The sequence below is a fragment of the Okeania sp. SIO2C2 genome (genome assembly GCF_010692625.1).
Taxonomy (GTDB): Bacteria; Cyanobacteriota; Cyanobacteriia; order Cyanobacteriales; family Microcoleaceae; genus Okeania; species Okeania hirsuta.
In genome coordinates this window covers 1-25,689 of record NZ_JAAHGM010000028.1, presented here as the reverse complement: position 1 = coordinate 25,689, position 25,689 = coordinate 1, and the positions used below count along the sequence as shown (strand labels likewise).

Genomic DNA, 25,689 nt, shown 5'->3' with positions numbered 1-25,689 from the left:
CTGCTGGGTTTCTCAACAATATAATTAATTTTATCTGAGGATATATATCAAAAATTCGTTGGGGTACGAGAGGATGAAATAAATAGTAAGGGCTTGATTCTCCTGTAATTATTCCTGGTTCTAATTCTGGAAATTGCGATTGATACCATTTTAAATCCCGATCAAAATTTAAGTCAAAGTAATGAATTTCATGTTGTAAGGATGCTGCAACTAAAGGGTGTTGTACTAAATAGTTATACAAGGAATTAGTACCACATTTCTGCGCTCCAATTATCAGAAAATGTGGCTTTTGATAGTTGGTTGGATAGTCGATTTTTTTGTGGAATTTGATACCAATATATTCCTTGAGTTTTTGGTTATAGGGTTGAAAGTATTCTGTTAATTGTTGGTATGTTTCAGAGTTAATGTCAGGTTTTTTTTCTTGATTATGATCGATATAATCATCTATTAATTCTGGCTTCAAATCGAGAAACTTAAATACTTTGTTCATAGTTTCTTGAGGATGATTAAACAAATCTTCACTTTGCAGAATTAAAAATTGTTCTTTTGGGAAAAATTTCATCCAATTTTGCAGTTGCTCGACGTATTTACCGCGAGATAAATATGTGTAATGTTGGTGGTTAAAACTGTAATATGTTTCTGTTTCTATAATTTTCTCAACTTCTCCTTCTAAACGGTTAGATTCTGCCGCGATCGCTTCTGATAAACTTAAAGATTCATAACCTAATTTCACTTCATGGTAGTAGTGATTGATTGCTCTATCTATAGGATTTCTTAGTATGACAATTAACTTTATATTAGGATATAAGTTGTAAACTCTTTGGGGAACAAGAGGATGAAATAAATAGTAAGAGCTTGATTCTCCTGTAATTAAATCACTTTCTTCTCCCACTACAAATTGATTTTGATACCAGTTTATTCCTTGATAAAAATTTAGATCGAAAAAATGTAATGATGGTTGTTTAGGTGCTGCTACTTTAGGATGTTTAAAAAGATACTTATGTAAGTAATTAACACCACATTGCTGCGCTCCAATTATCAAAAAATCAGGTTTTTTGGATTGTTCTTTTAATTTTTTATGTCGGAGAATACATAAGCAAAAATCACTTTTTAAACCTCCTGGAATTTCCATTAAAATTTTCTCAAATTCCAGCAATAATCTGATTATTGTTTCTCCTTTGGGGTCTTCAGTAACAAATTGATTACTATCTAGTAGTTGATATAGTTCGTGAATTAATCCACCGCCATAGTGATTCAAAACTTCTATATGAAAGTAGTATTTGATGAATGCCAATATCAATTTTGAACGTACTGCTTCAGATGGGTCTCGTGTAAATACTTCTTCAATACTTGGGCTTTTATATTTTGAGACTTTGACAGATTTTAGACTATCATCAAAGCAATTATATATACGATTAATAATATCTAATTGTTGTTGTTCATAAATATTGAAACAATCACCAATATACTCATTTAAGATTACATAACCTTGAGGCTTTAAGCTATTTTTGATTGTGGATAAACAGTGTTCTAATTCTTTCACATGATGCAAAGAACCAAAGCAAGTTATTAGGTCATATTTTTTGTTAAGAGTAAAAGTATTAAAATTATCTTGGTAAAAATTAATCTTAACTCCGGCTTTTTCTGCATCTCTTGTAGCAATTTCTAATGCCGATTCAGAAAAATCAAAAGCATCAATATTCTTAACTAAACCTAACTTAGCCATTAGTATTTCGTGATTACCAACGCCACAACCAATAGATAATAAACTATCAAATTTTCTGCCAACAAAAAAATCTTCTATCAACCAAGCTAGCCAATATTTTTCTGTTTTTCCACCAGATATTCTTTTATTAATAGCTTTTTCAATAATCAAATTAGATACCCACTGATTACTATTTACTAAAGCTGCTTTTGGATTTGTTTGCCAATATTTTTGGGCTTGATTCTGATGCTGATCATTGAAACTCTTTTCTGACATATAAAAATTTTATTTTAATTGTGAAATATTATATAGCAGGGAATAGGGAATAGGGAATAGGGAATAGGGAATAGGGAATAGGGAATTTTTAAAGAGTTTTTCCTGCGGAAAAGCTCCGCTAATAGGGTTTAGAAATGTCAAACACCTTAATGCGTAGGGCTATAAAATTGATATTATACATTTTAATAACAATCAAATCCTCATATAGCAATTCCCAAGAAGCGTGAGGTCATTTCAGTTATCAGTTATCAGTTATCAGTACCTCTACAATAAGGAGGCTTGAAATCTGAAATATTCTCTTTTTTTATCCCCTTAAAAGGCTATCCATTACCAAATAATTAATAATTAAATAGGGCTTACCGATCAAATATAAAAGTATTTATATATAAAGGTTTGAGTATTTTTAGGCTCGAATTGCAGTGCCTCTGTTTCAGTTGAAAACGCTCAAAAAGCTAGTATTTTAGGCGTATAGTTGGGCAGAAAAATCATTCTTACAATTCTTACTCCTACCTCCTCGCTCCCGACCTATTTCTCCTGTCTCCTGTCTCCTGTCTCCTGTCTCCTACCTCAGCAAAAAGACTTTATTCAGCTTTCTGTGGTTTTTTTACCCTCAAAAAATATTCCTGCTGCTAAAATTTCTCTCCCTTTTTCCCCTAATACAATATCTAAATTATCACCTTCTTGTACTAAAAAAGCGTGCAAATCTTCTAAACGTTCTTGCCATTCTTGTTGTTGAATATAAGGCCAGATAGTTTGAATCAACATCATTATACTATAGGATGGATAATGATGGGGAAAAATACCACTATTGATTTCTTCAAAGTCTGACAAAATTTGCCGTAAACCATGAATTGTCATATTAAAGTAATGGCTGGGGTCAGCGTGAAGTGGTTGTAAAAATGCAGTATCAATAAATATTAAACCTCCTGGTTTTAAGATGCGATAAAGTTCTTTTGCAGTAAAAAATGGATTAGGTAAATGTTCAAAAACTGCATGACTAATTATGCCATCAAAGCAGTTATCTGAAAATGGTAATTTTAATGTTGAGCAGACGACATCTGTATATTGATATTGCTGCACATCTAAGTAACAAATATTTGGCTTTAGATATTCTTTTTGAGTGTTACCTGCGCCAAAATCTAAAACTATTCCATTTTCTCCAATTTTATTTAATACTGTTAAAATTCCTTCTGAGTAAGGATGGGTAGTTTCTGTTTCTGTGAGTTTAATAAATGGTAAATCTCCTGGTTGCAAAATATGAGGAGTATTGCTTCTTATCCATATAGGGCAATTTTTTTTATTACATGGTGCAGCTATATTTCCACATTGGGGGCAAATTAATAGTTTTTGTAGGTTGAAAATTTTCTGTCGTTGAGGTTGGTTAGGGATATTTCCAATAATTTTAAATTGATTTTGAAATAATAATATTTTTTCTCTTCCATCGGCAAATATTTCTATTTTTATATCTGTCTCTGGTTTAATATTTTTTGGCAGTAAAAGCTCTCCCCCAAAACCACTATGACTAGCATATTTTTTTTCTGGAAAAGCAGCAGCTACATCTGGTCGATATCCACCATGTAAAAGGGAGGCATAAGGTTTTCCATTTAGATAAAGACTTAGTTGAACATTGAAATTATTTTCAGAAATGTACCAACCATAAAATTTAGTTAAGTAATCTATTTCTGTGCTTTTAGGAAAATCTAGATTAAACATTATTTATTTTCATAATTTGCCAGTTTTAAGACCAATTTTTCATACTTTAACTACAAATTTTGACTTAAAAATTACCAAATAATAAAGATTTAAAGGCTCTCCTTTAAAGTAGAAAAGCGGTCAAGAGATGGCTAGGTCTCCCCCCCATATCCAATCGATCAAGAGAAAATAAAAAATTTTTCTTTTAGTCAATTTTCTTATTTTCAAGGAAAGGTAATTGTTAATTATTAATTTTAGAAGGCTTTGTTTTCTCTATCATTGGTTTCTCAAGTTTTGAACTTCTTCTAAACTTAAACCTGTATTTTTACTAACACTTTTTGCATCTAAAAATTCTAGTAATCGTTTGGCAATTTCGATTTTAGCTTCTCGATTACCTTGCTCAATTCCTTGTTCAATTCCTTGTTCAATTCCTGGTTTTATGGCTCTTTTTACAGCATTTTTTTTGTCGGCGATATAAGTTTCCCGTGCCTCTAAATTTTCAAATTATTCTCTAGTCAAACCAGCTTGATTAGCAACTTCAAATGCTTTATGAATTTCTGCAACTTCCCTCATTTTTTCTGGCACAGAATCTAAACTATTCGCGCTTTTGAGAAAATACAGCCATTTATCAGTAATTGTTGTTAATTATGAGATTTATTTAGTAAATTTGGGCAATTCCACAAAGACTAATTCAATGTCATAAATAGGATAGTCTATTCAATAATCTTTTTCCTTGAGCAAAAAGCGAGAAATAATTTTATCTAATCCAGAAAACATTTCAAAATCTGTAATAGTTAAGTCAATAACATAATTTAGCAAAGTGTAATCTTCTCCTGAATTTAACTGAGTAGAATAAGTTTTAGCTGCATTATATAAAATCCACTTTTCAAATCCTTCTAAGTTTAAAACTTGCATTTAAATAATTACAGTTTTGTTTCCAGTAATTTTAGCTTTAACATCTAAATAAGTATCTTTTAATCCTCGAATTTTAGGTACGAGATAGGGATTGAGGATTTGTAGGTCTTTGATAGTAGGATGACTGTCATAAAGGATGCTGTTTAAGAAACTAATTAAAATGTCTTTACTTTGTTGGGAACCAAATATTTTCTTGAAGGCAAAATCTGTTTTGGGATTAATAAAAATCATTGGTTTGACCTCTTGAGGGAGTAGGGGAGTAGGGGAGTAAGGGAGTAAGGGAGTAGGGGAGTAGGAGAGTAGGGGAGTAGGGGAGTAAAATTAAGCTTTAATACCCTTATTTTTCTAGAAAACAAGAGTCTAAAAAAGTGTTTAATGACTCCATAACCAAAGTCAATAGTAACACAAAATTGGAAATTATTAGTAACATTAAACCCACTAATTAATCCGTATATCTGTGCCATAATCCCTGTGTGCTAATTTGTCTAAAGAAAAGTATGCTTCGCGAAATATTTGACCATAAGTTTCCGTCATTTCTGCAAAGGTATTTAATGACTCCAATACATATTTAGAATTACCTGCGAGTCGATGACGTAATACTTCATCTGTCAACAAAGATGTCAAAACATTTGCTAATTCTTCTGGGTTATCGGGAGTATAGAATAAACCATTAATATTTGGTTTTACTTGTTCAACTATGCCAAAAACTGGAGTAGTAACTATGGGTAAATCATAAGCCATTGCTTCTAATATGACTCTTGGGAAACTCTCGACCCGAGAAGTACAAACAAATATATCTGCTGCTTGATAATATTTGGCTGTTTCTGGAGTTTCTTTGACTATTTCTACTCGCTGTTGAATTTCTTCTGGTAATTCAGTCAAAAGTTCGTGTAATTTTAAACTGTAAAGATTTGGGCGATCGCCTACTAGAAAACATTTGATTTTTTGACTTTCTGCTTCAGGAATAAATGATAAGGCTTTTACTAAATCGTGTTGACCTTTCCTATCGCAAACAGTACCTAATAATAGAATGACAATTTCATCATTTTTGACTTCTAAAGTTGACCTTGCCGATTGTTTTGACCATTTCTGAGCTGCTGATTTTAATAATTGTAAATCTAAGCCATTATGTACGACGGTAAAGTTGTGATGACTATTCAAAGGTAAGTATCTATTTCGAGTAGCATCTGCCACAAAAATTATTCGATAAGGATAGCGGAAACATTCTAATGCTCTAGCAGCTATCTCTGTGCCAAACCGATTAAAATAAGTTTGCCAAGGCTCACTTTCATGTACATTCCAGACACTGGGAATATTTAACATCTGAGCGACATCTACCATGAAAAAGTTTTCTAAAGTATTGATATACATAACATCAATATTTAGTGCTTTTATTTCTTTGGCAAAACTAGCTAATGCTTGATCATAAATATTTCTTTGATAAATATGTTCTAGTGGATTATCTAGAACAACTACCTGAATATTATGCTGTTGATAAATTTCTCTTAATTCTCCATCATTGACAGAAAAAATTATTGGTTCAACTATTCCATCATCTGCCAATTTTAGGGCAATTTCTAATTGATGAAGTGGCGCACCAGTCAAATCTAAGGAATTACTACACATCAATAATTTAATTCTGGGAAAAATGTCTTTCTTCTCAGAGAGTAAGTTTTGCTCACTATAATTAACCAGTTCGTTTATTTCTGGTTCATTTTGAGAATTTGCCTCTAGTTTCGGATTATTTATTTGTGATTCTTGCTCAGACTCATCCACTTTTTCCGGATTATTTATTGGTGGTTGATTTGGGAAATTTCCAACTTTTGCTGGATTATTTATTGGTGGTTGATTTGGGAAATTTCCAACTTTTGCCGGATTATTTATTTGTGATTCTTGCTGAGACTCATCAACTTTTGTCGGACTATTTATTTCTGGTTGATTTGGAGAATTTGCCTCTTGTGCTGGATTATTTATTTCTGTTTGATTTGGAGAATTTCCAACTTTTGCCGGATTATTTATTTCTGTTTGATTTGGAGAATTTCCAACTTTTGCCGGATTATTTATTTCTAGTTCATTTGGAGAATTTCCAACTTTTGCCGGATTATTTATTTCTGTTTGATTTGGAGAATTTCCAACTTTTGGCAGATTATTTATTTGTGATTCTTGCTGAGACTCATTAACTTTTGCTTGACTATTTATTTCTGTTTGATTTGGAGAATTTCCAACTTTTGCCGGATTATTTATTTCTGTTTGATTTAGAGAATTTGCCTCTTGTGCAGAATTACTTATTTGTAATTTTGACTGAGACTCATTAACTTTTGCTTGACTATTTATTTCTGTTTGATTTGGAGAATTTCCAACTTTTGCCGGATTATTTATTTGTGATTTATTTGGAGAATTTACCTCTAGTATCTGAGTATTTAATTCTGATTCATTAGGAGAATTATTAGATTCTGACTCCTGACTCCTGACTCCTGACTCCTGAATAAAATTTTGTGATTCATTAGGAGAATTATTGCATTCTAACTCCTGACTCCTGACTCCTGACTCCTGACTCCTAAATTCTAAATTCTGAATAAAATATCGTCTTGGTTGAATTTCAAATAATTCACTTTCTAGAGAAAAATGAGGACTATAAAACCCATCAACCATCTGAGAATATTTCTGACGATAATTTGCTTCTTCCTGAGGATTATCAGAATAACCGCGACTTGTTCCTTCCTTATGAATTAACTCAGCATCAGGACAATAAACTGAACGATAACCCTTTTCTAAAAGTCGATAACCATAGTCAGCATCATTATAAGCAACAGCAAAATTTGACTCATCAAAACCATTCAAATCTAAAAATAATTGCCGGGGAGTTAACATACAAGCAGCAGTTACTGCCGAATAATTTCTTGACACAGAAGCTTGAGAAAGATAACCCCTATTTTCACTATGTAATAATTTAAAAGCATGACCTGCTAAACCATGATGTAAACCATGAATTACACCCGCGTGTTGAATCCTTTTATCGGGATAAATTAATTTGGCACCTACTGCACCAACACCAGGGAATTGTGCATAACCAATCATTTGACTTAACCAGTTAGGAGAAATAACCTCCGTGTCATTATTTAAAAATAGAATATATTCACTATCTACTTGTTCTACGGCACGATTATTAATTGCAGCAAAATTAAACTTACCCCCACTATTAGGAATAGAAATAACCGATATATTTGCCGACCCAGAAAACGAACCCTTCAAACTAGCCAAATATTCCAAAGTTTCAGACTCATCACTTTCATTATCAATCACAAATACTTGATAATTCTGATAAGTTGTCTTTTTCAAGGACTCAATACAAGACTTCAATAACTTGACTTGATTTTTAGTCGGAATAATAATACTTACCGAAGCACCTTCGTCCGGAAAAGTAGCCTTAAAAATCCCTAACTTTTCTCCCACTGCCCAATCTGGTTGATAAATATCTCCCTTCACACCACGACGTTTTAAACTTTCTTGAACTGCTGTTTGACCTGCTAGAAAACTTTTCGGTTTTTCCCCACCAGAAATAGCAGTAGAACCCGGAGAAGTTCGCCAATGATATAACACCAAAGGTAAATGCCCAACTTCGCGAGAAATTTCCGTTGCTCTTAAAGCAAAATCATAATCTTGAGAACCTTCAAAACCAATTCTTAAACCTCCAACTCTCTCAAAAATTTCTTTTCTAACTACGCATAAATGACCCATATACATATAAGAAAGTAGTAGCTCTGGAGAATATTCTGGTTTAAATTGAGGGTCGAATCTTTTGCCTTCGGTATTAATTTTGTCGTCGTCGGAATAGAGAAAGTCGGTTTCTGGATTTTGACTTAAATACAAAGCTACTTCTCCCAAAGCATCCGGAGTAAGTTCATCATCATTATCTAGGAAGAGAATAAAATCTCCCGTAGCAAGTTCAGCAGCAGAATTCGTCGCAGCACTAATATTTCCATTTTCAGAACGGAATATTAACTTAATCCGGGAGTCCGTCTCAGCTATTTCCGTCAGAAATTCCTGAATATTTGGATTACTACTACAATCATCCGCTATACAAAATTCCCAATTTTGGTACACTTGGTTTAGTACACTGGTGATTGCTTTGTCTAAAAATTCCACAGGTGGGTTATAAACTGGCATCACCACGGAAATTTTAGGCAAAACTGTCTGACAACTCTCTAACCGAGAAGTTAAATAGTGAAGCGAGCGATCGCCCCAGTTATTTACGGCCAACCAAGCGTCATAAACATCTATAGTTTCTGGCAGGACAAACCCAGGAGGCGCTAATAATTCTCCTTCTTGCCATTGTTGCTGTCGATATATCTGTAATATTTGTCTGGCAATACTTGGTAATTCTGAAGGTAGAGGGATGATGCGACCTAACCTTTGCTTTCTTTCCGCAGTCCGTTTCCGAATAGCTTTGGCAAATTTGGATAATTTCTCAAATTTATCCTTAGCTTTTTCCCAGAAACTATAACGTCTTAGTTTTAAAATTTCTGAGCAAGGGAAACCGACTATTTCCCCATTTTCTAAATGTGCTTCTAAACTAACTTGCCATTTTCCGACTGGAAGTTCGACGGTTGCTTCAAACCCACTATCTGAACTTCCGACTAAGTTAGGGAAAACTTCTCCCACATCTTTTCGACGCAAACCATAAGCGCAGTCTACAGAAATATCTCCACATTTGAGAACCAATTTTGTGATTTTCTGCTCTGGGTGGCAACACCAACCGGCAAATAAAATTACCCCCTCCCTTTGTTGCCAGTCTGTAGGTGCATCAAAATTTGCTTCGACTGTAGATACTGATATTGGATAGGAGGCAAATTTATGCCACTTTCCTTTTTTATCCTGTGCTTCAAGAATTAATTGATAATTTCCTGGAGATAGTTGTAGGGATATTTGGAAACCAGAGTTTTCCGAAGCAGGAATGTCTGGATATTGTTGGGCAACATCTGGTCGCGAGATACCATAGTTGCTTGAAAAAATTTCGTCTCCCACTCTAGCGCGAATATTTTGGATATTAAGACTATTGCTATGGAAACACCAACCTACTATTTCTATCTGGGAGTTGGAAATTTTCCAGTTAGTAGGGAAGTCGATGGAGAAAAGCAACCGCTGTCGTAACTTGTTCAGTTTTCCTTTCAGACCAAACCACTTTTCTCGCAGTTTCCAAAATTTAGAAGATTTCATAGCAGACATTTCTGCCCTAAGTGTTTCAGCTTCTAAATGTTGAAGGTTTAATTCAGCTTGAGTTTGGCCTAATTCTGTTTCTAACAGTTGAATTTTGTCCTGAGATTTGACTAATATTCCTTCTGTTTTTCCTAATTCTGTTTCTAACAGTTGAATTTTGTCCTGAGACTCAGCTAATTTTACTTGAGTACCATTTAATATTCCTTCTGTTTTTCCTAATTCTGTTTCTAACAGTTGAATTTTGTCCTGAGACTCAGCTAATTTTACTTGAGTACCATTTAATATTCCTTCTGTTTTTCCTAATTCCGTTTCTAACAGTTGAATTTTACTTTGAGACTCTTGTAACTTAGCGATATTACCGTTAAGTTGTTGTTGAGTTTGACCAAATTCTGTTTCTAAAAGTTGAATTTTATCCTGAGACTCTTGTAACCTAATTTTATTTCTTTCAAGTTGAACTTGGGTTTGCCCTAACTCTGTTTCTACCCCTAACAATTTTTTCTGAGATTCAGTTAGTTTTATCTGAGTACCATCAAGTTGAGCTTGAGATTTACCTAGTTCTGTTTCTAAACCTAATATTTTAGCTAAAGCTTCTTGAAATCTTGTTGCGGAATTATTCAGTTGTGCTTGAGTTTGACCTAAATCTATTTCTAATCCAATGATTTTCTTTTGAGACTCATCTAGTTTAGTTTTTGTACTATCAAATTGTGCCTGAGCTTGCCCTAGTTTAATTTCTAATGTGGAAATTTTTGTTTGATGTTCTTGGGATTTTCTTTCTTTACCGTCAAGTTGAGTTTGGGTTTCACCTAGTTCTCTTTCTAGTAATTCTAATTTTTTAACAGACTCTTGGAGTGTAACTTCTCTGCTATCCAGTTGTTGCTGAGTTTCACCCAGTTCTTTTTCTAGATTATGTACTTTATGCTGTGCTTCTTGGAAAATTTCTTGCCATTTTTTCAAGTCTGATTCTAACAGATTAATTTGTTTTTCTAAACCTCGAATATTCAACCAGTCTTGAAATTCCCAGAATTGGCAATCATACTGAATATTTGCAATTAATTCTGCTCCTGACTCGCCACCTAAACCTATTTTTTCTAGTTTTTGATAAACCTCTAATGTTTCTGGGAAATATTTTTCTATCAGGTTAGGTCTACTGGTTTTAATAATATCCTTTACTAACAAAGATTCTTCAAAATTTCCTAGGGGAGGTGTTGGTAAGTCTATTTCAAACTTATCATTAACTGCTTGAATAAAACCTTCAGGATTTTTGCCAATACTATCAACCTTTGCTATTAAACATTGCTGAGAAAAATTTTGATAAAAATCTAAGATTCTTTGATTAGAATTCAGCCACATTTTCACAGCTATTTCTGGCTGTTCCAATAAATTTTCATCCGTAGCTCGTCGATAAAGTGAATCTACTACTTCCCACGGCGAACGATAGACAAAAATAAACTTAGCATCTGGTAATAAGTCTAACCAAAAGTTTAAAAATAATGTTGTTCTTGGGTCTTTCCATCCCCAGATTTTTCCTAAATTATCTTGAGCTTCTTTACGGTTTTTAATTAATCGTTTAGCCGCCTTTAAATATTGTTTATTGACGGGAATTTCTATAATTTCAACATTACTTCCTAAATCATCCAAACCTTGGGAACCTAATATTCCTTTTTGCAGTTCCACAAATTCGATATCTTCAAAATGCCCCCTAATATTTCCATATTCCGGCCTCACTAATTTCTCTCCAATATTTACCCCTACACTCTGAAATAAAGAAGCTGTTAATGAGGTTCCCGAACGGTGCATTCCTGTAATAATAAAAACTGTTGATTTCATCTAATTTTTATCCTGATATTAAGCAAAGTTGTAAGCAAACAGCTATCAGCTATCAGCTATCAGCTATGAGTTATTATCGCACCGAAGTCCGAATTAGTCTCCAAAGAGAATTAAAAGTTATGTTTACTTCTGCATTTCCTACCGAAAGAAAGCGGAAGTTAAAAGTCATACATTTAAAAGTCAATCATTTTTGATTTGTAATTGTTTGAGAATCTTGTAACTGGTCAGTTATTTACGCCATCTTGTACTAGAGATATTCTGTCTGTAATTACAGCATTTAACTTGACAACTACTTCTCCAGAATACTGAGGAACTTCTGCTTCTATTACTGCATATAATTTCATTGAATTTTTCTCTTTATATTAAGCAAAATTGGCAATACTTCAAGATACCATTACTTCCTGCTCTGCTGCTAGTGCTAGTGCCACTACACGGAAGTTAAAAGTCATACATTTAAAAGTCAATCATTTTTGATTTGTAATTGTTTGAGAATCTTGTAACTGGTCAGTTATTTACGCCATCTTGTACTAGAGATATTCTGTCTGTAATTACAGCATTTAACTTGACAACTACTTCTCCAGAATACTGAGGAACTTCTACTTCTATTACTGCATATAATTTCATTGAATTTTTCTCCTGATATTAGGCAAAATTGGCAATATTTCAAGATACTATTAATTTGACAACTACTTCCCCAGAATACTGATAAATTTCTACTTCTACTACCTTATATAATTTCATCTAATTTTTCTCCTGATTTTAAGCAAAATTTGCAAAATTCCAAGATACCATTACTTCCTGCTCTGCTGCTAGGGATATTCTGTCTGTAATTACAGTAGTTAATCTGACAAATACTTCCCCAGAATACCGAGGAATTTCTACTTCTACTACCGCATAATTAGTTTTGCCAAATATATGATTGTGATTAAAAAGAATAGTTTTTTGTACTAATATTTTTCCATCCTCACTTTTAATAATCTCAATTTCACATTCTATTGAATAAGCAGCAATAGGTTCTATTTGTGGATAAACTCGAAATCTTTTTTGACCTTCAATTTGAAATTTAATTTCAGTCTGACACTTATGACTACCCGGTAAAATTTTTTCAACAAATTTCCAAGTTTCTCCACCTTTAAATAAAGGTAGTTGGTCAACTTTTTGTTCATTCTTTATTTTTTCCTCTTTCCCATTTCCAATTTCTGACTTCTGAAAAACTTCTTCCTTCCTACTTAGAGGTTGAGCAACTAAACCACCAGAAATTGGCTTTTGTAAAATATATAAATCTTGCCCATTTGCCATAGTACTTTGAGGAAACCTTTTAATATGTTTGAACATAGAAAATATTTCCTGATAAGCTGCTGTTGTATGTACTGCTGCAACAGTATGTTGACCTTGACCGTCTGTTTCTCCTTGATGGTCTAGATACAAAAATAATCCCTCTTCTCCAAGACTATACATTTCAGCTTGATGAGTATTTCCAGTGCGAAAAATATCATAAATTATCGGAAAAAATTGAGGTCCGTGAAGTGTCATAAATAATATCCCACCAGGGCGTAATACTCGATAAATATCCCACGCCCAAAGATGTTGTAAATCTAAACGTAGGTGAGTGAATACTGAGACAGCATTAACTAGGTCAAATTGATTATTTTCAAAAGGTAATGGAGGTTGAATATTGTTATGTTTAACTGTGGCAAATTTGATATTTTCTTCACACCATTCAGCACATTCAGGAAAAACGTCACAACCAAATAGTTTTTGATTAGGCAAAAGTTCTGGTTTAAATGCCATTAAATAACGCCCTACTCCACAGCCAAAATCTAGAATATTCTCAAATTGATGAAAATCAAATCCTGCTTTTTGAAGATAATTTTTTACTGTATATTTGAGGTCATCAAATGAACTAAGAAAGGCTTTAACACTGGAATTTCCACTAATTCTAAGTAACAGATGGTTTGGTGGTAATAAGACAATGGAATTAACTGGAAAAATATTAACGACTCGCTCTAAATGGAAATTATTAATAATTTTCACAAGTATAATGTCATTTGCTGATAAATCTTGACTATTAATAGTAAATGACCATTGATATTTCTGAGTTTGACTTTCATACTTTGGGGAACAACTTTCTACTTCCTTTCCATTAATTAAAACTGATATTTTTTCCACTTTTTCTTCTGAATTAATATCTGCTGCCCATCCCTCTAAATAAATATCTCCTGTAGTTGTCATTTTAATTTGTTGACAACCTCCATCTGGATGACAATGAAAGTTTAATAATTCATCTATTTGTTCTACAACTTCTAACCTCTGAGTTCCAATTTCTGACTTCTGAGTTCCAACTTCTTTGTTCTGACTTTGACTTCTAACTTCTGAATTTATCAAGACTTCTTCCTTCTGACTCCTAACTCCTAATTCCTCCCTCCTGTCTCCTGTCTCCTGTCTCCTGACTCCTGAGTTCCAAACAATATATAAGTCATGGTATCCACAAAGACCTTTTTTAATCCGATGCCATTTTGCCTTTCCCTGAGTTGCTTGGTGAATAATTTTACCTACCCATTTTTCTCCTACATAAGTAACTCCATAATCTTCAGTATTGAGAAAAAGACTTTCACTTTCTGGAGTAAAGTAAATTTCTTCTGCATCTGTTTCTGCTTCTATAGTCATTAAAGATAAGTCATGGGTACTGAAAATTAATATGCCGTTTTCTGTCAATAAACTATATAACTTTTCTAACCACCCACTAAAAGTTTTTTGGGGAGTATGACTAAAAAATGAACAGGCAAAAATGCAGTCAAATATTTGATTGAGTTGATAATCTTCAGGATGATTAGTTGACACTATCCCCTCTACTCCAAATAATTTTTTTTGAAACTCTACTGCTTGAGGATAAATATCAGAAATCCAAATGTTATGAACTGGTATTTCCTGAACTAAAAATCTACTAAAACGCCCATAACCACTGGCAAAATCTAGAAAAGAAGAGATATTTTCAAAGCCATCAAAATGCCATCCTACAATTTGTTTAACTGCATCTAATATTCTTTTGCCATTAGAAAAATATCGTAGTAGTGCTTCATCAATCTTCCCTTCAGTATTTTTAAAAGCATAGAGATACATTTCATCTTGTGGATGAATATTTACCTTTATTTCTTCAGGTTTTCTCGTTTGATCTTGAATAAATGCATCTATAATTAGCTTATTATCTATTTCATTTTTTTCAGGATTCATATTTTTAAATAGGTGTTAGGTTTTAGGAGAAGTACAAATAAAGAAGGAAGTTATGCTTAAGGAAAAATTGCATGAGGATAATCTTCTACACGCCACTTCGTGTCTTATAACCCCAAACAATTTTAAGCACTCCCTTTGAGTAGAAAATTAGATTTCAAGCTTTCCCTTGTAAAGAGGACAAAAAAAGAAAATTCAGTATTTTAAGCCTTCTGCTTTCCTACGGAATGCTGCGCAAACAGTAGGAGGTACTATTAACTGATAACTGAAATGACTGTAGGGTATTAAACCTGCCATACAAAAGATAATTTGACTGTAATTCAATATACTTCAGAGCAGACAAAAGTTTATCTGATAGAAAGTGTAAAAATCAACTTTTGTACATCACATATTTGCCCAAAAAATTCTTAACTTAACCATATTGTACTGTATTAATTTTATAGCAGTCGAAGGAAAGATTAACACAGTTCAAAAGTCTAAAACTCAGACAAAGTAATACTTTTCCTTCTTTATCCTTCCTTCTGCTATACATAAGCATAAGAAGAGTATTTTTTATTTAACTTAATAGCAGTTTTCACAAAGGTAGACTACAAAACTTCTGCCTTCTACCTTTAAGCCAAAATCTCTGCTTTTTATGTTAATGGAAACTGCTATAATTTATGGCTGTAATTAAAAGTATTTACCGAATAATTAAGGTTTAAAGCCTCTCCTTTAAAGGAGAAACAAGCGGTCGTTAGCGCAGCTTCCCGTAGGGTGGGATGGCGATCTTCGGAGCGGGTCTGCAAGAACAGGTCTCCTCGCCATATCCAATCGACCAAGAGAGAAAAAATTTTCCTTTTATTCAATCCTTTTCCTTTTAGGGAGAGGTAATTATCAATTATCAATTATCAATTATCAATTATCAATTATCAATTATCAATTATCAATTATCAATTATCAATTATCAATTATCAATTATCAATTATCAATTATCAATTATCAATTATCAATTATCAATTATTGAAATCTACTTTAAAATTAATTTTATTTCTTTCTCCTTCAATAGCTACAATAAAATTTTTCCCACAACTATTTAGCATTAATATACTTGTATTCCTGCTCACTCCAAACTCCTTTGTGTTGCTCTATAGATAGAAACTCTACCTAATACCATTTTGAAAAAAGAATGTTACGAATAATAAGCGTGATTAAAAGACTTTAAAGGAGATGTCTCTTTGACATAAAAGAGAATTTCCTAGCTCAAAACTGGTATTGAAGCCATTCCTATACGACTCCTGACTCCTAAGAAATATCCTAGCTATTTGTAGCAAAAATTTATCAATTTGGTATAACTCCTTTTCTTCTCAGTTATATAGGATTTCTCAGTAAGCGTGAGGTACACTTTTATCTTTACTTCACTATTGCCTGTTACCTGTTGCCTGTTGCCTAAAACAAACGAATTTTGTACCTTACCAGCATGGTAATTGCTATATAAATGTCATATTTCTAATCTTTAAACTAGGTTCTATTAAAAAGTCAACTACTCCCGTACCACATGAATCACTACAATGCTGCACTCTAAACATAGCAATATCAATGCAACGGGATAAATAAGTTAGATGGTCATCTGCCATACCAACAACTCCAGCATTTAAAAAATATACCCCAGGATTTAGCAAACATTTAAACTTAAATTTCACTATAACTTTCTGCTGTGCTTCTACATATTCTACTGATTTAGTATAACCGTGTAATGATGCTCCACCTAAGTCAAATCCACTCAGAGTTTTAATCAACATTCCAAACCTAACTTTAGATGTAGAATTAATAAATTTTACTGTATAAGTATAGTAATATTCTCGACGATTAATTAAATGATTTACTCTCCTACCATCCAAAGTAATAATATGAGGATCAATAATTTCCGACCCTTTATTAGGATAATGTATCGTATTTGAAGGTATCATTTCCGGGTCATAAATTTCTTCATATTCTGTTGATTTTGCAATCTTATTTTCACTACTTTGTTGGGGTTTAGATGATTGTTCATCTGTTTCTTCATCATCCAAGAAATCCTTAACTATTAAATTAGGAATCTGACGAATTTCTTCCCTAATTGATGGAATTTTATCAGGAAAAGCATAAATTAATTTCTGATATTTAGATACCACATATTTAGGAGCATGATAAAGTAACATTTCACCATGATCCATCAAAATTGCTGAATCACAAAGTTGTACAACTGTTGAAGCCGCATGAGATACAAATAAAATTGTTCCTCCCCTTTCTTGAATGTCTTGAATACGAGCAAAACACTTTCTCTGAAATGCTTCATCTCCCACCGAAAGTGCTTCATCAACTACCAAAATATCTGGATCGACACTTGTCGCCACAGCAAATCCCAACCTAATAAACATTCCACTAGAATAAGTTTTTACAGGCTCGTCAATAAAATCTCCAATGTCAGCAAAACCAGCAATTTTATCAAATTTTTCCTCTATTTCTGATGGCTTTAATCCTAATAATTGACCATTAAAAAAAACATTTTGTCTACCTGTAAACTCTGGATTAAATCCACTCCCAAGTTCCAAAAGTGCAGAAACTCTACCTTGAACTTTTACCGTTCCAGTTGTTGGTGTAAGAGTACCAACAATTATTTGTAGAAGAGTACTTTTTCCCGAACCATTCCGCCCCACAATTCCTAAAGTATGCCCTCTTTCTATTTCTATACTTATATTTTGCACTGCCCAAAATTCATCAGCACGACTTTTCCCTGGGAATAGAATTTCTTTTAAACGGTCTACCGGATGCGCATATCGTTTAAAGCATTTAGAAACATTTTGCAGTGAAATTACAGTTTCAGCCATGAATTTTCTGGGAAATATTAATCTTTATTGATAAATGTTTGCTACAAATACCTAAGGTATTTCTTAGGAGTCAGGAGTCAGGAGTTAGGAGTCATAATTAATGGCTTCAATACCAGTTTTTAGTCATAAATTCTCTTTTTTGTCAAAAGAACATCTCCTGTAAAATATTTTAATCCTACTTATTATTGGTACATTCTTTTTTCAAAATTATCTAACACCAATTACCATGCATTAATGCTAAACTTAGATAACACTTCAATTATTAAGTAATTGACACTAACTTAATAACTTTTTTGATAATTAGCACCCTAGAAAAGCATTAATTATTATTATTTTTACCGAATAATTAATAATTAAATAATTAAATAATTCAGGTTTAAAGCTTCCCCTTTAAAGGGGAAAAAAATAAATTTTTTCCTTTTAGTCAATCCTCTTCCTTTTAGGGAGAGGTAATTATCCATTATCCATTAATGAATTCTCCCCCACTCCCTGATTCCCCTACTCCCCTGCTCAAGACATAGATAGATGAAGTTATTTTTATTTATAAAACATCTGCAAAAGCAGGACGTAATTTCATGTACACCCACAAGCCAAAATAAAATATTAATATAGACATCAAAGCAGCAATTCCTAACTCTCCCCAGTGTTTAATTTCTCCTACTAAAACCAGGTCTCGATATACTTCAGCGATCGCTGTTAAAGGATTACACCAAAATACCCATATTCGCCAATTTTCAGGAATTACAGATGCCGGATATACTATTGGTGTAACGTAAAACCAAAGATTTAAAATTACTCCTAAAGTCTGAGGAATATCCCGTAAAAATACTGTTAATCCTGCGGTAAAATAACCTAAACCAGCCGTTAATAAAAGCTGCGGTAAAAATACTATTGGTAATAGCCATAATGTTTGATGCAGTACCCCAGATGATATACATACCATTCCTGTTAAAACTATTAATCCAAATGTACTTTCTATAAAAGTTGAAAAAACTGGAACTAAGGGTAATAAACTAAGGGGAAATACTACTTTTTTGACTAAATTGGGCTGTCCAATCACAGATCCAGAAGCTTGAGTTAATCCATTAGTAAAAGCTAGCCAAGGAATTAACCCAGCAAATAACCATAATCCAAATGTCACCTTACTATCTTCAGGTAGCCCTTCTAGGTTAAGCTTGACTTTAAGAATAATTGAGAATACATAAGTATAAATTAAAAGTTGGGATAGTTGATTAAGTAGTGGCCATAAATTACCCAGAATTGAGCCTTTATATCTAGCTTCCAAATCTCTTCGTACTAATGTTAATAGTAGGTTTAGATTTACCAACCAATATGTATTTACCACAGTTAGCCACCTACTAACCCTGCTAGTTTTGCGGACAATTCCTTTCATAGACCTATAATTTTCCGTTTTCTTCTCTACACCACACTCAAGCAAAATTGCCCAATTAAGTGTATATAATTTACCAGAAAATTGGGTTTAAAGCCTCGCCCATAAGCGGGTGACTTTCCATCTTATAATGATGTTGGTTTGAACACCCGCCTTGTCTCATAAATATTCTAGAAAAGAAGATTAGGTCGAAACTCCTTCAGTTGAGAGCTGAACTTGGGAAGCTTTCAGGTCAATGAGCAGTTCGCTCCCTCAAGGCACAAGTAAGCACCCACAAGAATTTTTGTTCTTGTCGCGGGAGGTTGATTAACTATTGTTGATTTGCTAATATTTATTCACATAAATTCATATACGCGTTATATAGTTATACCGATATAGTTGCATAGATTGTGCTATAATCATGTGGAGACAGAGTGGAGACAGATTAGTTTGTGGTGCACGCACCAGGCCACTATGTAACCGCTATCCTGATCAGTTACCCCTAGCATGGTCAAGTAATTAAAACTTCTGCGAACGTCGATCACCAAGACGATGTAAGTGTTTAAAAAGCGTCTACAGGTTTTCTTGTAGATTTTGGGAGATGCCCCCTCAGCAGGCGATCTTGCTGTGCATTGTTAACATTTGTTAGCAAAATCGTATCGGATGTCAATGTTTCCATCTACTAAACAATCAGCAGTTTAATTACTTTTTGCTAGTAGACGGCTACAGTTTTTGAGATTATATCAGGGTATTGCTCAGAATACTCTCTACAAGTTAAAGTTATTACAAGATATATGTGGTAAATTTATACATTTGAGTTAATAAAAAACTAAGAAAGTAATGGTTCAATTGCTTGCTGAATGACCTTTAACTGTTCATCATCGTAGCCCCAACGTTCTAGAAACTGCTTGTAATTTCCCACTCCAGTAGTTGTACTTTGATATAACTCCTCAATCTCACCTTTTAAGCTGGGAATATCCACGCCTTTAATTAGTCTTGTGGTTCGCGATCGCACTGTTTCTGATTGGGAAGCTGTCTCCTGGTCTTGATTTCTTTGATGATGGACCACCATTGCCGAACACATGGCCAAATTTTTGACTAATAATTCTGTCACTGTTTCTGGAGATGATTCCAGCGCTCTAAATATTGATGGTGAGGGACTATCCGCTAAAGTTCTAGAGTCTGTAAGATATGCAACGAAGAATCCTCTAGCACCATTTTTACTCTTGACTAAATCTCCAATTAATAATTCTATTTCGGCTGTCGATAGCTGGCCTTTTTCCATCGCGAACATTATTTCTTGAGTTAAAGCGATCGCTTCTTCAAATGTTATATTTTCTTTTACGGACAATGATGTTGATTTCATAGCTTGGGACATTTTCTTAAATATACTTTCTAGTATGATAATCAATAAATAACTTAGCTCTCATTTCCTAGTTATGGCCATAATATCTTCCAAAAAACAATCTCCACAACCAGAAAGGCCAGATGAAAACATTTTCTTAGCCTCAGAAAGTAAAAGTTCATATAAAACTAAAAAATCAAAATCCAAAACTGAAACAGACGAAATAGAAGCTTTGTTAGAAGCAGAGGCAACTGCTGAAGACAAAAATAATAGTAAAAACGAAGAAAAAATCAGACCCCAAAAGTTAGCGGAATATATCGGACAAAAAGACCTCAAAGAAGTATTAAATATTGCAATTTCGGCTGCCAAATCTAGAAAAGAACCTTTAGACCATCTGCTACTTTATGGCCCGCCAGGGTTGGGGAAAACTACCATGTCTCTAATATTGGCAGCAGAAATGGAAGTTAACTGTAAAATTACTACTGCTCCTGCCATTGAAAAACCGAGAGATATAGTAGGGTTGCTAGTAGGTTTACAAAAAGGGGATGTTCTGTTTATAGATGAAATTCATCGCCTTTCCAAAATGACAGAAGAAATTCTATATCCGGCGATGGAAGATTTTCGACTGGATATTACAGTGGGTCAAGGTAAAACTGCTAAGACTCGGAGTATTCCTCTCAAACCTTTTACTCTAGTCGGAGCAACTACTAGGGTTGGGTCTCTAACTTCCCCTCTGCGCGATCGCTTCGGAATTATCCAGAGGTTACGTTTTTATGAGGTTGATGAACTGAGTCTAATTATTCTCCGAGCAGCAAAACTTTTAAATACAGCTATTACAGAGGATGGTGCTGAGGAGGTTGCCCGTCGTTCCCGGGGTACGCCTCGAATTGCTAATCGTTTACTTCGACGGGTGAGAGATTATTCGGAAGTGAAAAAGTTGACTCCTGTAAATGCTGAGGTTGCAAGTGAAGCGTTAGAGTTGTTTAATGTTGACCCTCTAGGTTTAGATTGGACAGACCGTAATTTATTGAGGACGATGATTGAAAATTATAATGGTGGGCCCGCTGGTTTAGAAACAATGGCAGCAGCGACAGGGGAGGATGCTCAAACTATTGAGGAGGTTTATGAGCCATATTTGATGCAGATTGGGTTTATGCAGCGCACTCCTCGTGGTCGGGTTGTGACTTCTGCAGCTTGGAGACATTTGGGTTTTACTCCGCCGGATGAGCAATTGAGTTTGAAGTTGTGAAGAAATAGACATTTTATAGATATGTTCATCATCTAGCTTTACTATTAATTTTTACTGGGAAAGCTAATTCTTGCAGAGGTTATAGTGAATCTATAAAATAACTGCAAAATAAATGTTAATATACTAAAATTAAGTGAAATATCTGTGAAAAGCTTGTTAAGTTCTAATTCATAGAGAGTTGTTTTTGTATAATTTAAAGATAGAGTTATTAGTGGTGTATTCTATCTGGATTCTCAGAACTACTTGGCAGTCAATCTCTACTAAGTAAAGGCAGTGAAACAGTAGTAACTCAAGTAGTAAAGGAAGGAGTTAAACGAGTTATTCCTCTTGCTATGACAATGCTAGTTTTAGATACATAATCCAAAAATTTTCTCACTAAAAGTATTAGTTGAGAGAAGATTAAGACGAAGAAGAATAAGAAGAACTAACTAACGTTATTAGATGCCTACCTCATCTACCTCTACCAGTAGGTGAGGCTTTTTGCTTTAAATATATTCTTAGATGCAAAAAGTTGACTTCTTTGATGTTCCCAATTTCAATAATTATAGTTATGGTATGGGATTCTTGCTTCTTTAAGATTGCTTCTTAACTAGATTTATAACCTCCAAGGGGAAACTGTAAAATGAAGTATAAAATTGAGACTTATTTTGGCGATCGCTACATCTTTTTTTATATAAATAGCTAAAACTAGACAGCAAAAAATAGAACAGAACATAGACACTGCTCAAAAATCTTCTTTCCCAGACTGACTGTTTATATAAGTTATTTAATTTTTTCTCTGACTACCTTTTTTTTTCGGCTTTTTCTTTTTGACTTTTGATTTTTTATTCTTGAATCTTGCTCTTTGCTGAACCACTTCAGGAGGCGGACCGTAATCCCCATCAGAAAAATACACTCGCTCTACAATATGTTGTGGTTCTACTTCAATCCACAGACGAGCGCCACCAGCTTGACTTTTATTAGGGTCGTGAGGTCGATAAATTATTTGACAAGGGCCATGAATTTTTAGAGCATGGCAATAATCCTTTTTACCCCCCACTTTCACGGCAACTGCTGGATGAGAAGTTTGATTGTCTCGGTTATAGTCAATAGTATCTCGTAGAACATGAATAAAGGTATTGGCTGTACGCCTATTCTTGTTCCAAGTTCCTTGAGGACCACGACGACCGGGTTTAATTTCTGGCATTCCCCGATGATTGAGAGGAATCATCCAGAGTCTTTTTAGCTTATAAGCACCAATAACTCGATCTTGGTTCAGTAACTCCCGCAACCTACCAGTAGAAATATTGAGTAAAAAAGCAGCTTCCGTAGTAGTAACTAAAGATACACTCATAAGTACAACGTTGGGGTTTTTAGATGTTAGATAATAAGTATAATTTTGGAAATGCAAAAAGCACTAACTATCTTAAATGTAATCTCAAAAAGGACTACTCTTAAATTTCACACCACAAAATATCCACAGAAATTAACGGCGTTTGATTTAACGGGTGAGTGTCACAGAAATATATTAAAGCAAATTGACACCCTCCCCTACTTTACAGGAGATGTCCCTTGGGCTAAAAAAATAAATTCTGACCTAATACAATATCAAAGCTATTTATTCTGTACGTCGCCAATCCGACGGAGACCCTATCTGTACCGGCAAACGCCCGGAAAGCCCCTACCACTGACTCCTAAGAAATAACCTATTTATTTGTAGCAAATATTTATCACGCTTGGTATTATTCCTCTTGCTCTAAAAATACTAGCCTAGATAGATCGTCCCAAAACTTTTCAGCTCAAAGTCTTAGTGGGAATTATTATCTAGAAAAACTTTTCCTTTTGTCATGCTACGCAAACAGAAATTGTCTTGCAGATAAAATCTATTAAGCATTACCAGGATTGACGTTCGATCATTTCATTTGCTATGAATATAACTTAGCAGAAATTATGATAATTTAGTCAAAAATCATGGTAAAAATTGTGGGGATTGGAGGTAGTTTGCGGTCTGCTTCCTATAGTCAGCAAGCTCTAGAAATAGCAACTCGGAGAGTAGAAGCTCTCGGTGTAGAGGTGAATATATTGGATTTACGATCGCTCAATCTACCTTTTTGTAATGGTGAGGATGATTATTTAGAATATCCAGATGTACAGCTACTCCGAGAAATAGTTAAGCAAGCTGATGGTCTAATTTTGGCAACGCCAGAATATCATGGTAGTGTTAGTGGTGTTATGAAAAATGCCCTTGATTTAATGAGTTTTGAACATTTGGATGGAAAGGTCGCAGGTTTAATTAGTGTTTTGGGAGGTCAATCAAATAGTAATGCGCTGAATCATTTACGGTTAATTCTGCGATGGGTTCATGCTTGGGTTATTCCGGAACAAATTGCGATTGGTCAAGCTTGGAATGCTTTTTCTAGTGATGGTAAATTATTGAATGAAAAAATATCGGAACGTTTTGATAAATTTGCTCAAAGTTTAGTTGAGAATACTTGTAAAATTAGAGGTTGCAGTTAGTTTTGCTTGTTAAAAATCTATTCAATATAATTTGAATAGTACAATTAAATTGTTGACTACTATTTTGCATAACTATTGATTACTAAAAGTCCTCCTTTACAACTTTTGTCAAAAAAACTATCTTTGCAGATTAACCTTCTTTAAAAATAAAATTTCTTATTTCTTCCTAATTTCCAGTTATCTCTTTCATACATATACCCAGTGAATCAATCTCCAAATAAAAATTGGACACCACTACATGACCAACTACATAAAACATTACGTCAACGAAAATTATTACCAGAAAACCAAAGAATATTAATTGCAGTATCTGGTGGTCAAGATTCCATAAGCCTCACTAAATTACTGTTAGATTTACAATCAAAATGGGGTTGGTATTTAGCAATAGCTCATTGTGACCACAGATGGCGACCAGACTCAGAAGCTAATGCTAATTATGTGAAAAATTTAGCAACAAATTGGCAATTGCCATTCTTTTTGGCAGTAGCGGATAGACTTTATCAAAGTGAAGCAGAAGCTAGAAAATGGCGTTATCAAACCTTAAGTAAAATTGCTTTAGAGTCCAATTGTCCATACATCGTAACTGGCCATACAGCAAGCGATCGCGCAGAAACTCTTCTATATAATTTAATTCGTGGTAGTGGTACTGATGGACTACAAGCTTTAACTTGGCAACGTCCTCTGACAGAAAATTCTTCTATATTACTGATACGCCCCTTATTAGAAATTACTCGTAGTCAAACAGGCGACTTTTGTCAAAAGCAAAAAATTGGTATTTGGGAAGATTCTACAAACCAAGATTTACGTTATGCTCGTAACCGTATCCGCCTCGAATTATTTCCTATGCTACGCCAGTTTAATCCTCAAGCTGAACTAGCACTGGCACAAACTGCAGAAATACTAAGCGCAGAAGTAGATTATCTTGAAAATGAGACAGAAAAGCTACTGGAGAAAGTGACAAAGATAGATATAGATAATCTGAATATTTCTGAGTTTGAGTCTCAACAGGTCAAATATATTAACCGTTTAGTATTACGCGAAGCTCCTCTAGCATTACAAAGAAGAGTAATAAGACGTATTTTACAAAAAGTTTTACCTACTTATCCTAATTTTAGTCATATTGAAAAACTAACAAATCTAATTGATGCTCCTAACCGTTCTCAAACAGACCCATTTCCAGGTGGAGCGATCGCCAAAGTTCGACACCCTTGGATTTTATTAATCTAATAGGGAATAGGGAAAGAAAAACATCATCAAAAAGGTTAAATTTTTAGATTTTAGGGAATAGGGAACAGGGAATAGGGAAAGAAAAACATCATCAAAAAGGTTGAATTTTTAGATTTTATGGAATATTGATTTTTTTATTGTAGGAATAAATCACAAATTTAAGATGTAACTCTAAGTACAGGACAAAAAGTGGAGTGAGTCGAGAAAAGCGTCAAATTTGTGGTCAAGATTAGTGAAAATAGAGCGCAGATAATCAAAGCCTAGACGAAACAGACTCTTGGCTCGTCGTCGATGGGA

Annotated in this window: 14 protein-coding genes; 4 read left to right on the top strand and 10 right to left on the bottom strand. The window is 33.9% G+C overall.

Features of this window, described 5'->3' with window-relative positions; all coding sequences use genetic code 11:
• The 5 genes from F6K18_RS20990 to F6K18_RS20975 all read right to left on the bottom strand — a co-directional run.
• Window positions 1-1,981: sulfotransferase domain-containing protein (locus tag F6K18_RS20990; protein WP_353735134.1), on the bottom strand; the 1,981-nt coding region annotated here is incomplete at its 3' end.
• Between the two features lie 585 nt (window positions 1,982-2,566).
• Window positions 2,567-3,694, bottom strand: a complete 1,128-nt coding sequence (locus tag F6K18_RS20985; protein ID WP_287523658.1) for a class I SAM-dependent methyltransferase — start codon at window positions 3,692-3,694, stop codon at window positions 2,567-2,569.
• A gap of 696 nt (window positions 3,695-4,390) precedes the next feature.
• Window positions 4,391-4,588 (bottom strand): hypothetical protein, encoded by a 198-nt coding sequence (locus F6K18_RS36765; RefSeq protein WP_353735133.1) that lies wholly within the window; start codon window positions 4,586-4,588, stop codon window positions 4,391-4,393.
• Window positions 4,589-4,819 (bottom strand): PD-(D/E)XK nuclease family transposase, encoded by a 231-nt coding sequence (locus tag F6K18_RS36760; RefSeq protein ID WP_353735132.1) that lies wholly within the window; start codon window positions 4,817-4,819, stop codon window positions 4,589-4,591.
• Between the two features lie 207 nt (window positions 4,820-5,026).
• Complete coding sequence (locus F6K18_RS20975; protein ID WP_287523656.1) at window positions 5,027-11,632, bottom strand: glycosyltransferase; 6,606 nt, start codon at window positions 11,630-11,632, stop codon at window positions 5,027-5,029.
• Here F6K18_RS20975 and F6K18_RS20970 point away from each other — a divergent pair.
• Window positions 11,623-11,826 carry a hypothetical protein gene (locus F6K18_RS20970; protein ID WP_287523654.1) on the top strand — a complete coding sequence of 68 codons (204 nt, stop codon included), beginning with the start codon at window positions 11,623-11,625 and terminating at the stop codon, window positions 11,824-11,826. The two genes, F6K18_RS20975 and F6K18_RS20970, sit on opposite strands and share 10 nt — an antisense overlap.
• A gap of 565 nt (window positions 11,827-12,391) precedes the next feature.
• On the opposite strand, the gene F6K18_RS20965 is transcribed toward F6K18_RS20970, so the two are convergent.
• The 4 genes from F6K18_RS20965 to F6K18_RS20950 form a co-directional block, all read right to left on the bottom strand.
• The gene (locus tag F6K18_RS20965) at window positions 12,392-14,863 is read right to left on the bottom strand and encodes a methyltransferase (protein WP_287523652.1); all 2,472 of its coding nucleotides are present in this window, start codon (window positions 14,861-14,863) and stop codon (window positions 12,392-12,394) included.
• 1,463 nt (window positions 14,864-16,326) lie between these two features.
• On the bottom strand, window positions 16,327-17,706 hold the full coding sequence (locus F6K18_RS20960; protein WP_287523651.1) for an ABC transporter ATP-binding protein: 1,380 nt from the start codon (window positions 17,704-17,706) through the stop codon (window positions 16,327-16,329).
• Between the two features lie 541 nt (window positions 17,707-18,247).
• Entirely contained in the window at window positions 18,248-19,099 is an 852-nt protein-coding gene (locus F6K18_RS20955) for an ABC transporter permease (RefSeq protein WP_287523649.1), read from the bottom strand.
• Between the two features lie 805 nt (window positions 19,100-19,904).
• Window positions 19,905-20,441, bottom strand: coding sequence for a hypothetical protein (locus F6K18_RS20950; RefSeq protein WP_287523647.1), 537 nt, complete (start codon window positions 20,439-20,441; stop codon window positions 19,905-19,907).
• A gap of 73 nt (window positions 20,442-20,514) precedes the next feature.
• Here F6K18_RS20950 and ruvB point away from each other — a divergent pair, with 73 nt between their 5' ends.
• On the top strand, window positions 20,515-21,669 hold the full coding sequence (ruvB, locus tag F6K18_RS20945) for a Holliday junction branch migration DNA helicase RuvB (RefSeq protein WP_287523645.1): 1,155 nt from the start codon (window positions 20,515-20,517) through the stop codon (window positions 21,667-21,669).
• Between the two features lie 766 nt (window positions 21,670-22,435).
• On the opposite strand, the gene F6K18_RS20940 is transcribed toward ruvB, so the two are convergent.
• Complete coding sequence (locus F6K18_RS20940) at window positions 22,436-23,002, bottom strand: helix-turn-helix domain-containing protein (RefSeq protein WP_287523642.1); 567 nt, start codon at window positions 23,000-23,002, stop codon at window positions 22,436-22,438.
• A 617-nt stretch (window positions 23,003-23,619) separates the two neighbouring features.
• On the opposite strand from F6K18_RS20940, the gene F6K18_RS20935 reads away from it, so the two are divergent.
• Window positions 23,620-24,165, top strand: coding sequence for an NADPH-dependent FMN reductase (locus F6K18_RS20935; protein WP_287523639.1), 546 nt, complete (start codon window positions 23,620-23,622; stop codon window positions 24,163-24,165).
• Between the two features lie 201 nt (window positions 24,166-24,366).
• Window positions 24,367-25,392 carry a tRNA lysidine(34) synthetase TilS gene (tilS, locus tag F6K18_RS20930; RefSeq protein WP_287523636.1) on the top strand — a complete coding sequence of 342 codons (1,026 nt, stop codon included), beginning with the start codon at window positions 24,367-24,369 and terminating at the stop codon, window positions 25,390-25,392.
• Window positions 25,393-25,689 lie beyond the last annotated feature (297 nt).

Excerpts from the sequence above, each read along its gene's own strand:
- F6K18_RS20975 (WP_287523656.1), bottom strand. The coding sequence starts at position 11,632 with ATGAAATCAACAGTTTTTATTATTACAGGAATGCACCGTTCGGGAACC.
- F6K18_RS20955 (WP_287523649.1), bottom strand. The coding sequence starts at position 19,099 with ATGAAAGGAATTGTCCGCAAAACTAGCAGGGTTAGTAGGTGGCTAACT.
- ruvB (WP_287523645.1), top strand. The coding sequence starts at position 20,515 with ATGGCCATAATATCTTCCAAAAAACAATCTCCACAACCAGAAAGGCCA.
- F6K18_RS20935 (WP_287523639.1), top strand. The coding sequence starts at position 23,620 with ATGGTAAAAATTGTGGGGATTGGAGGTAGTTTGCGGTCTGCTTCCTAT.
- F6K18_RS20965 (WP_287523652.1), bottom strand. The coding sequence starts at position 14,863 with ATGAATCCTGAAAAAAATGAAATAGATAATAAGCTAATTATAGATGCA.
- F6K18_RS20940 (WP_287523642.1), bottom strand. The coding sequence starts at position 23,002 with ATGAGTGTATCTTTAGTTACTACTACGGAAGCTGCTTTTTTACTCAAT.
- F6K18_RS20950 (WP_287523647.1), bottom strand. The coding sequence starts at position 20,441 with ATGAAATCAACATCATTGTCCGTAAAAGAAAATATAACATTTGAAGAA.
- F6K18_RS36760 (WP_353735132.1), bottom strand. The coding sequence starts at position 4,819 with ATGATTTTTATTAATCCCAAAACAGATTTTGCCTTCAAGAAAATATTT.
- F6K18_RS20960 (WP_287523651.1), bottom strand. The coding sequence starts at position 17,706 with ATGGCTGAAACTGTAATTTCACTGCAAAATGTTTCTAAATGCTTTAAA.
- F6K18_RS36765 (WP_353735133.1), bottom strand. The coding sequence starts at position 4,588 with ATGCAAGTTTTAAACTTAGAAGGATTTGAAAAGTGGATTTTATATAAT.
- F6K18_RS20985 (WP_287523658.1), bottom strand. The coding sequence starts at position 3,694 with ATGTTTAATCTAGATTTTCCTAAAAGCACAGAAATAGATTACTTAACT.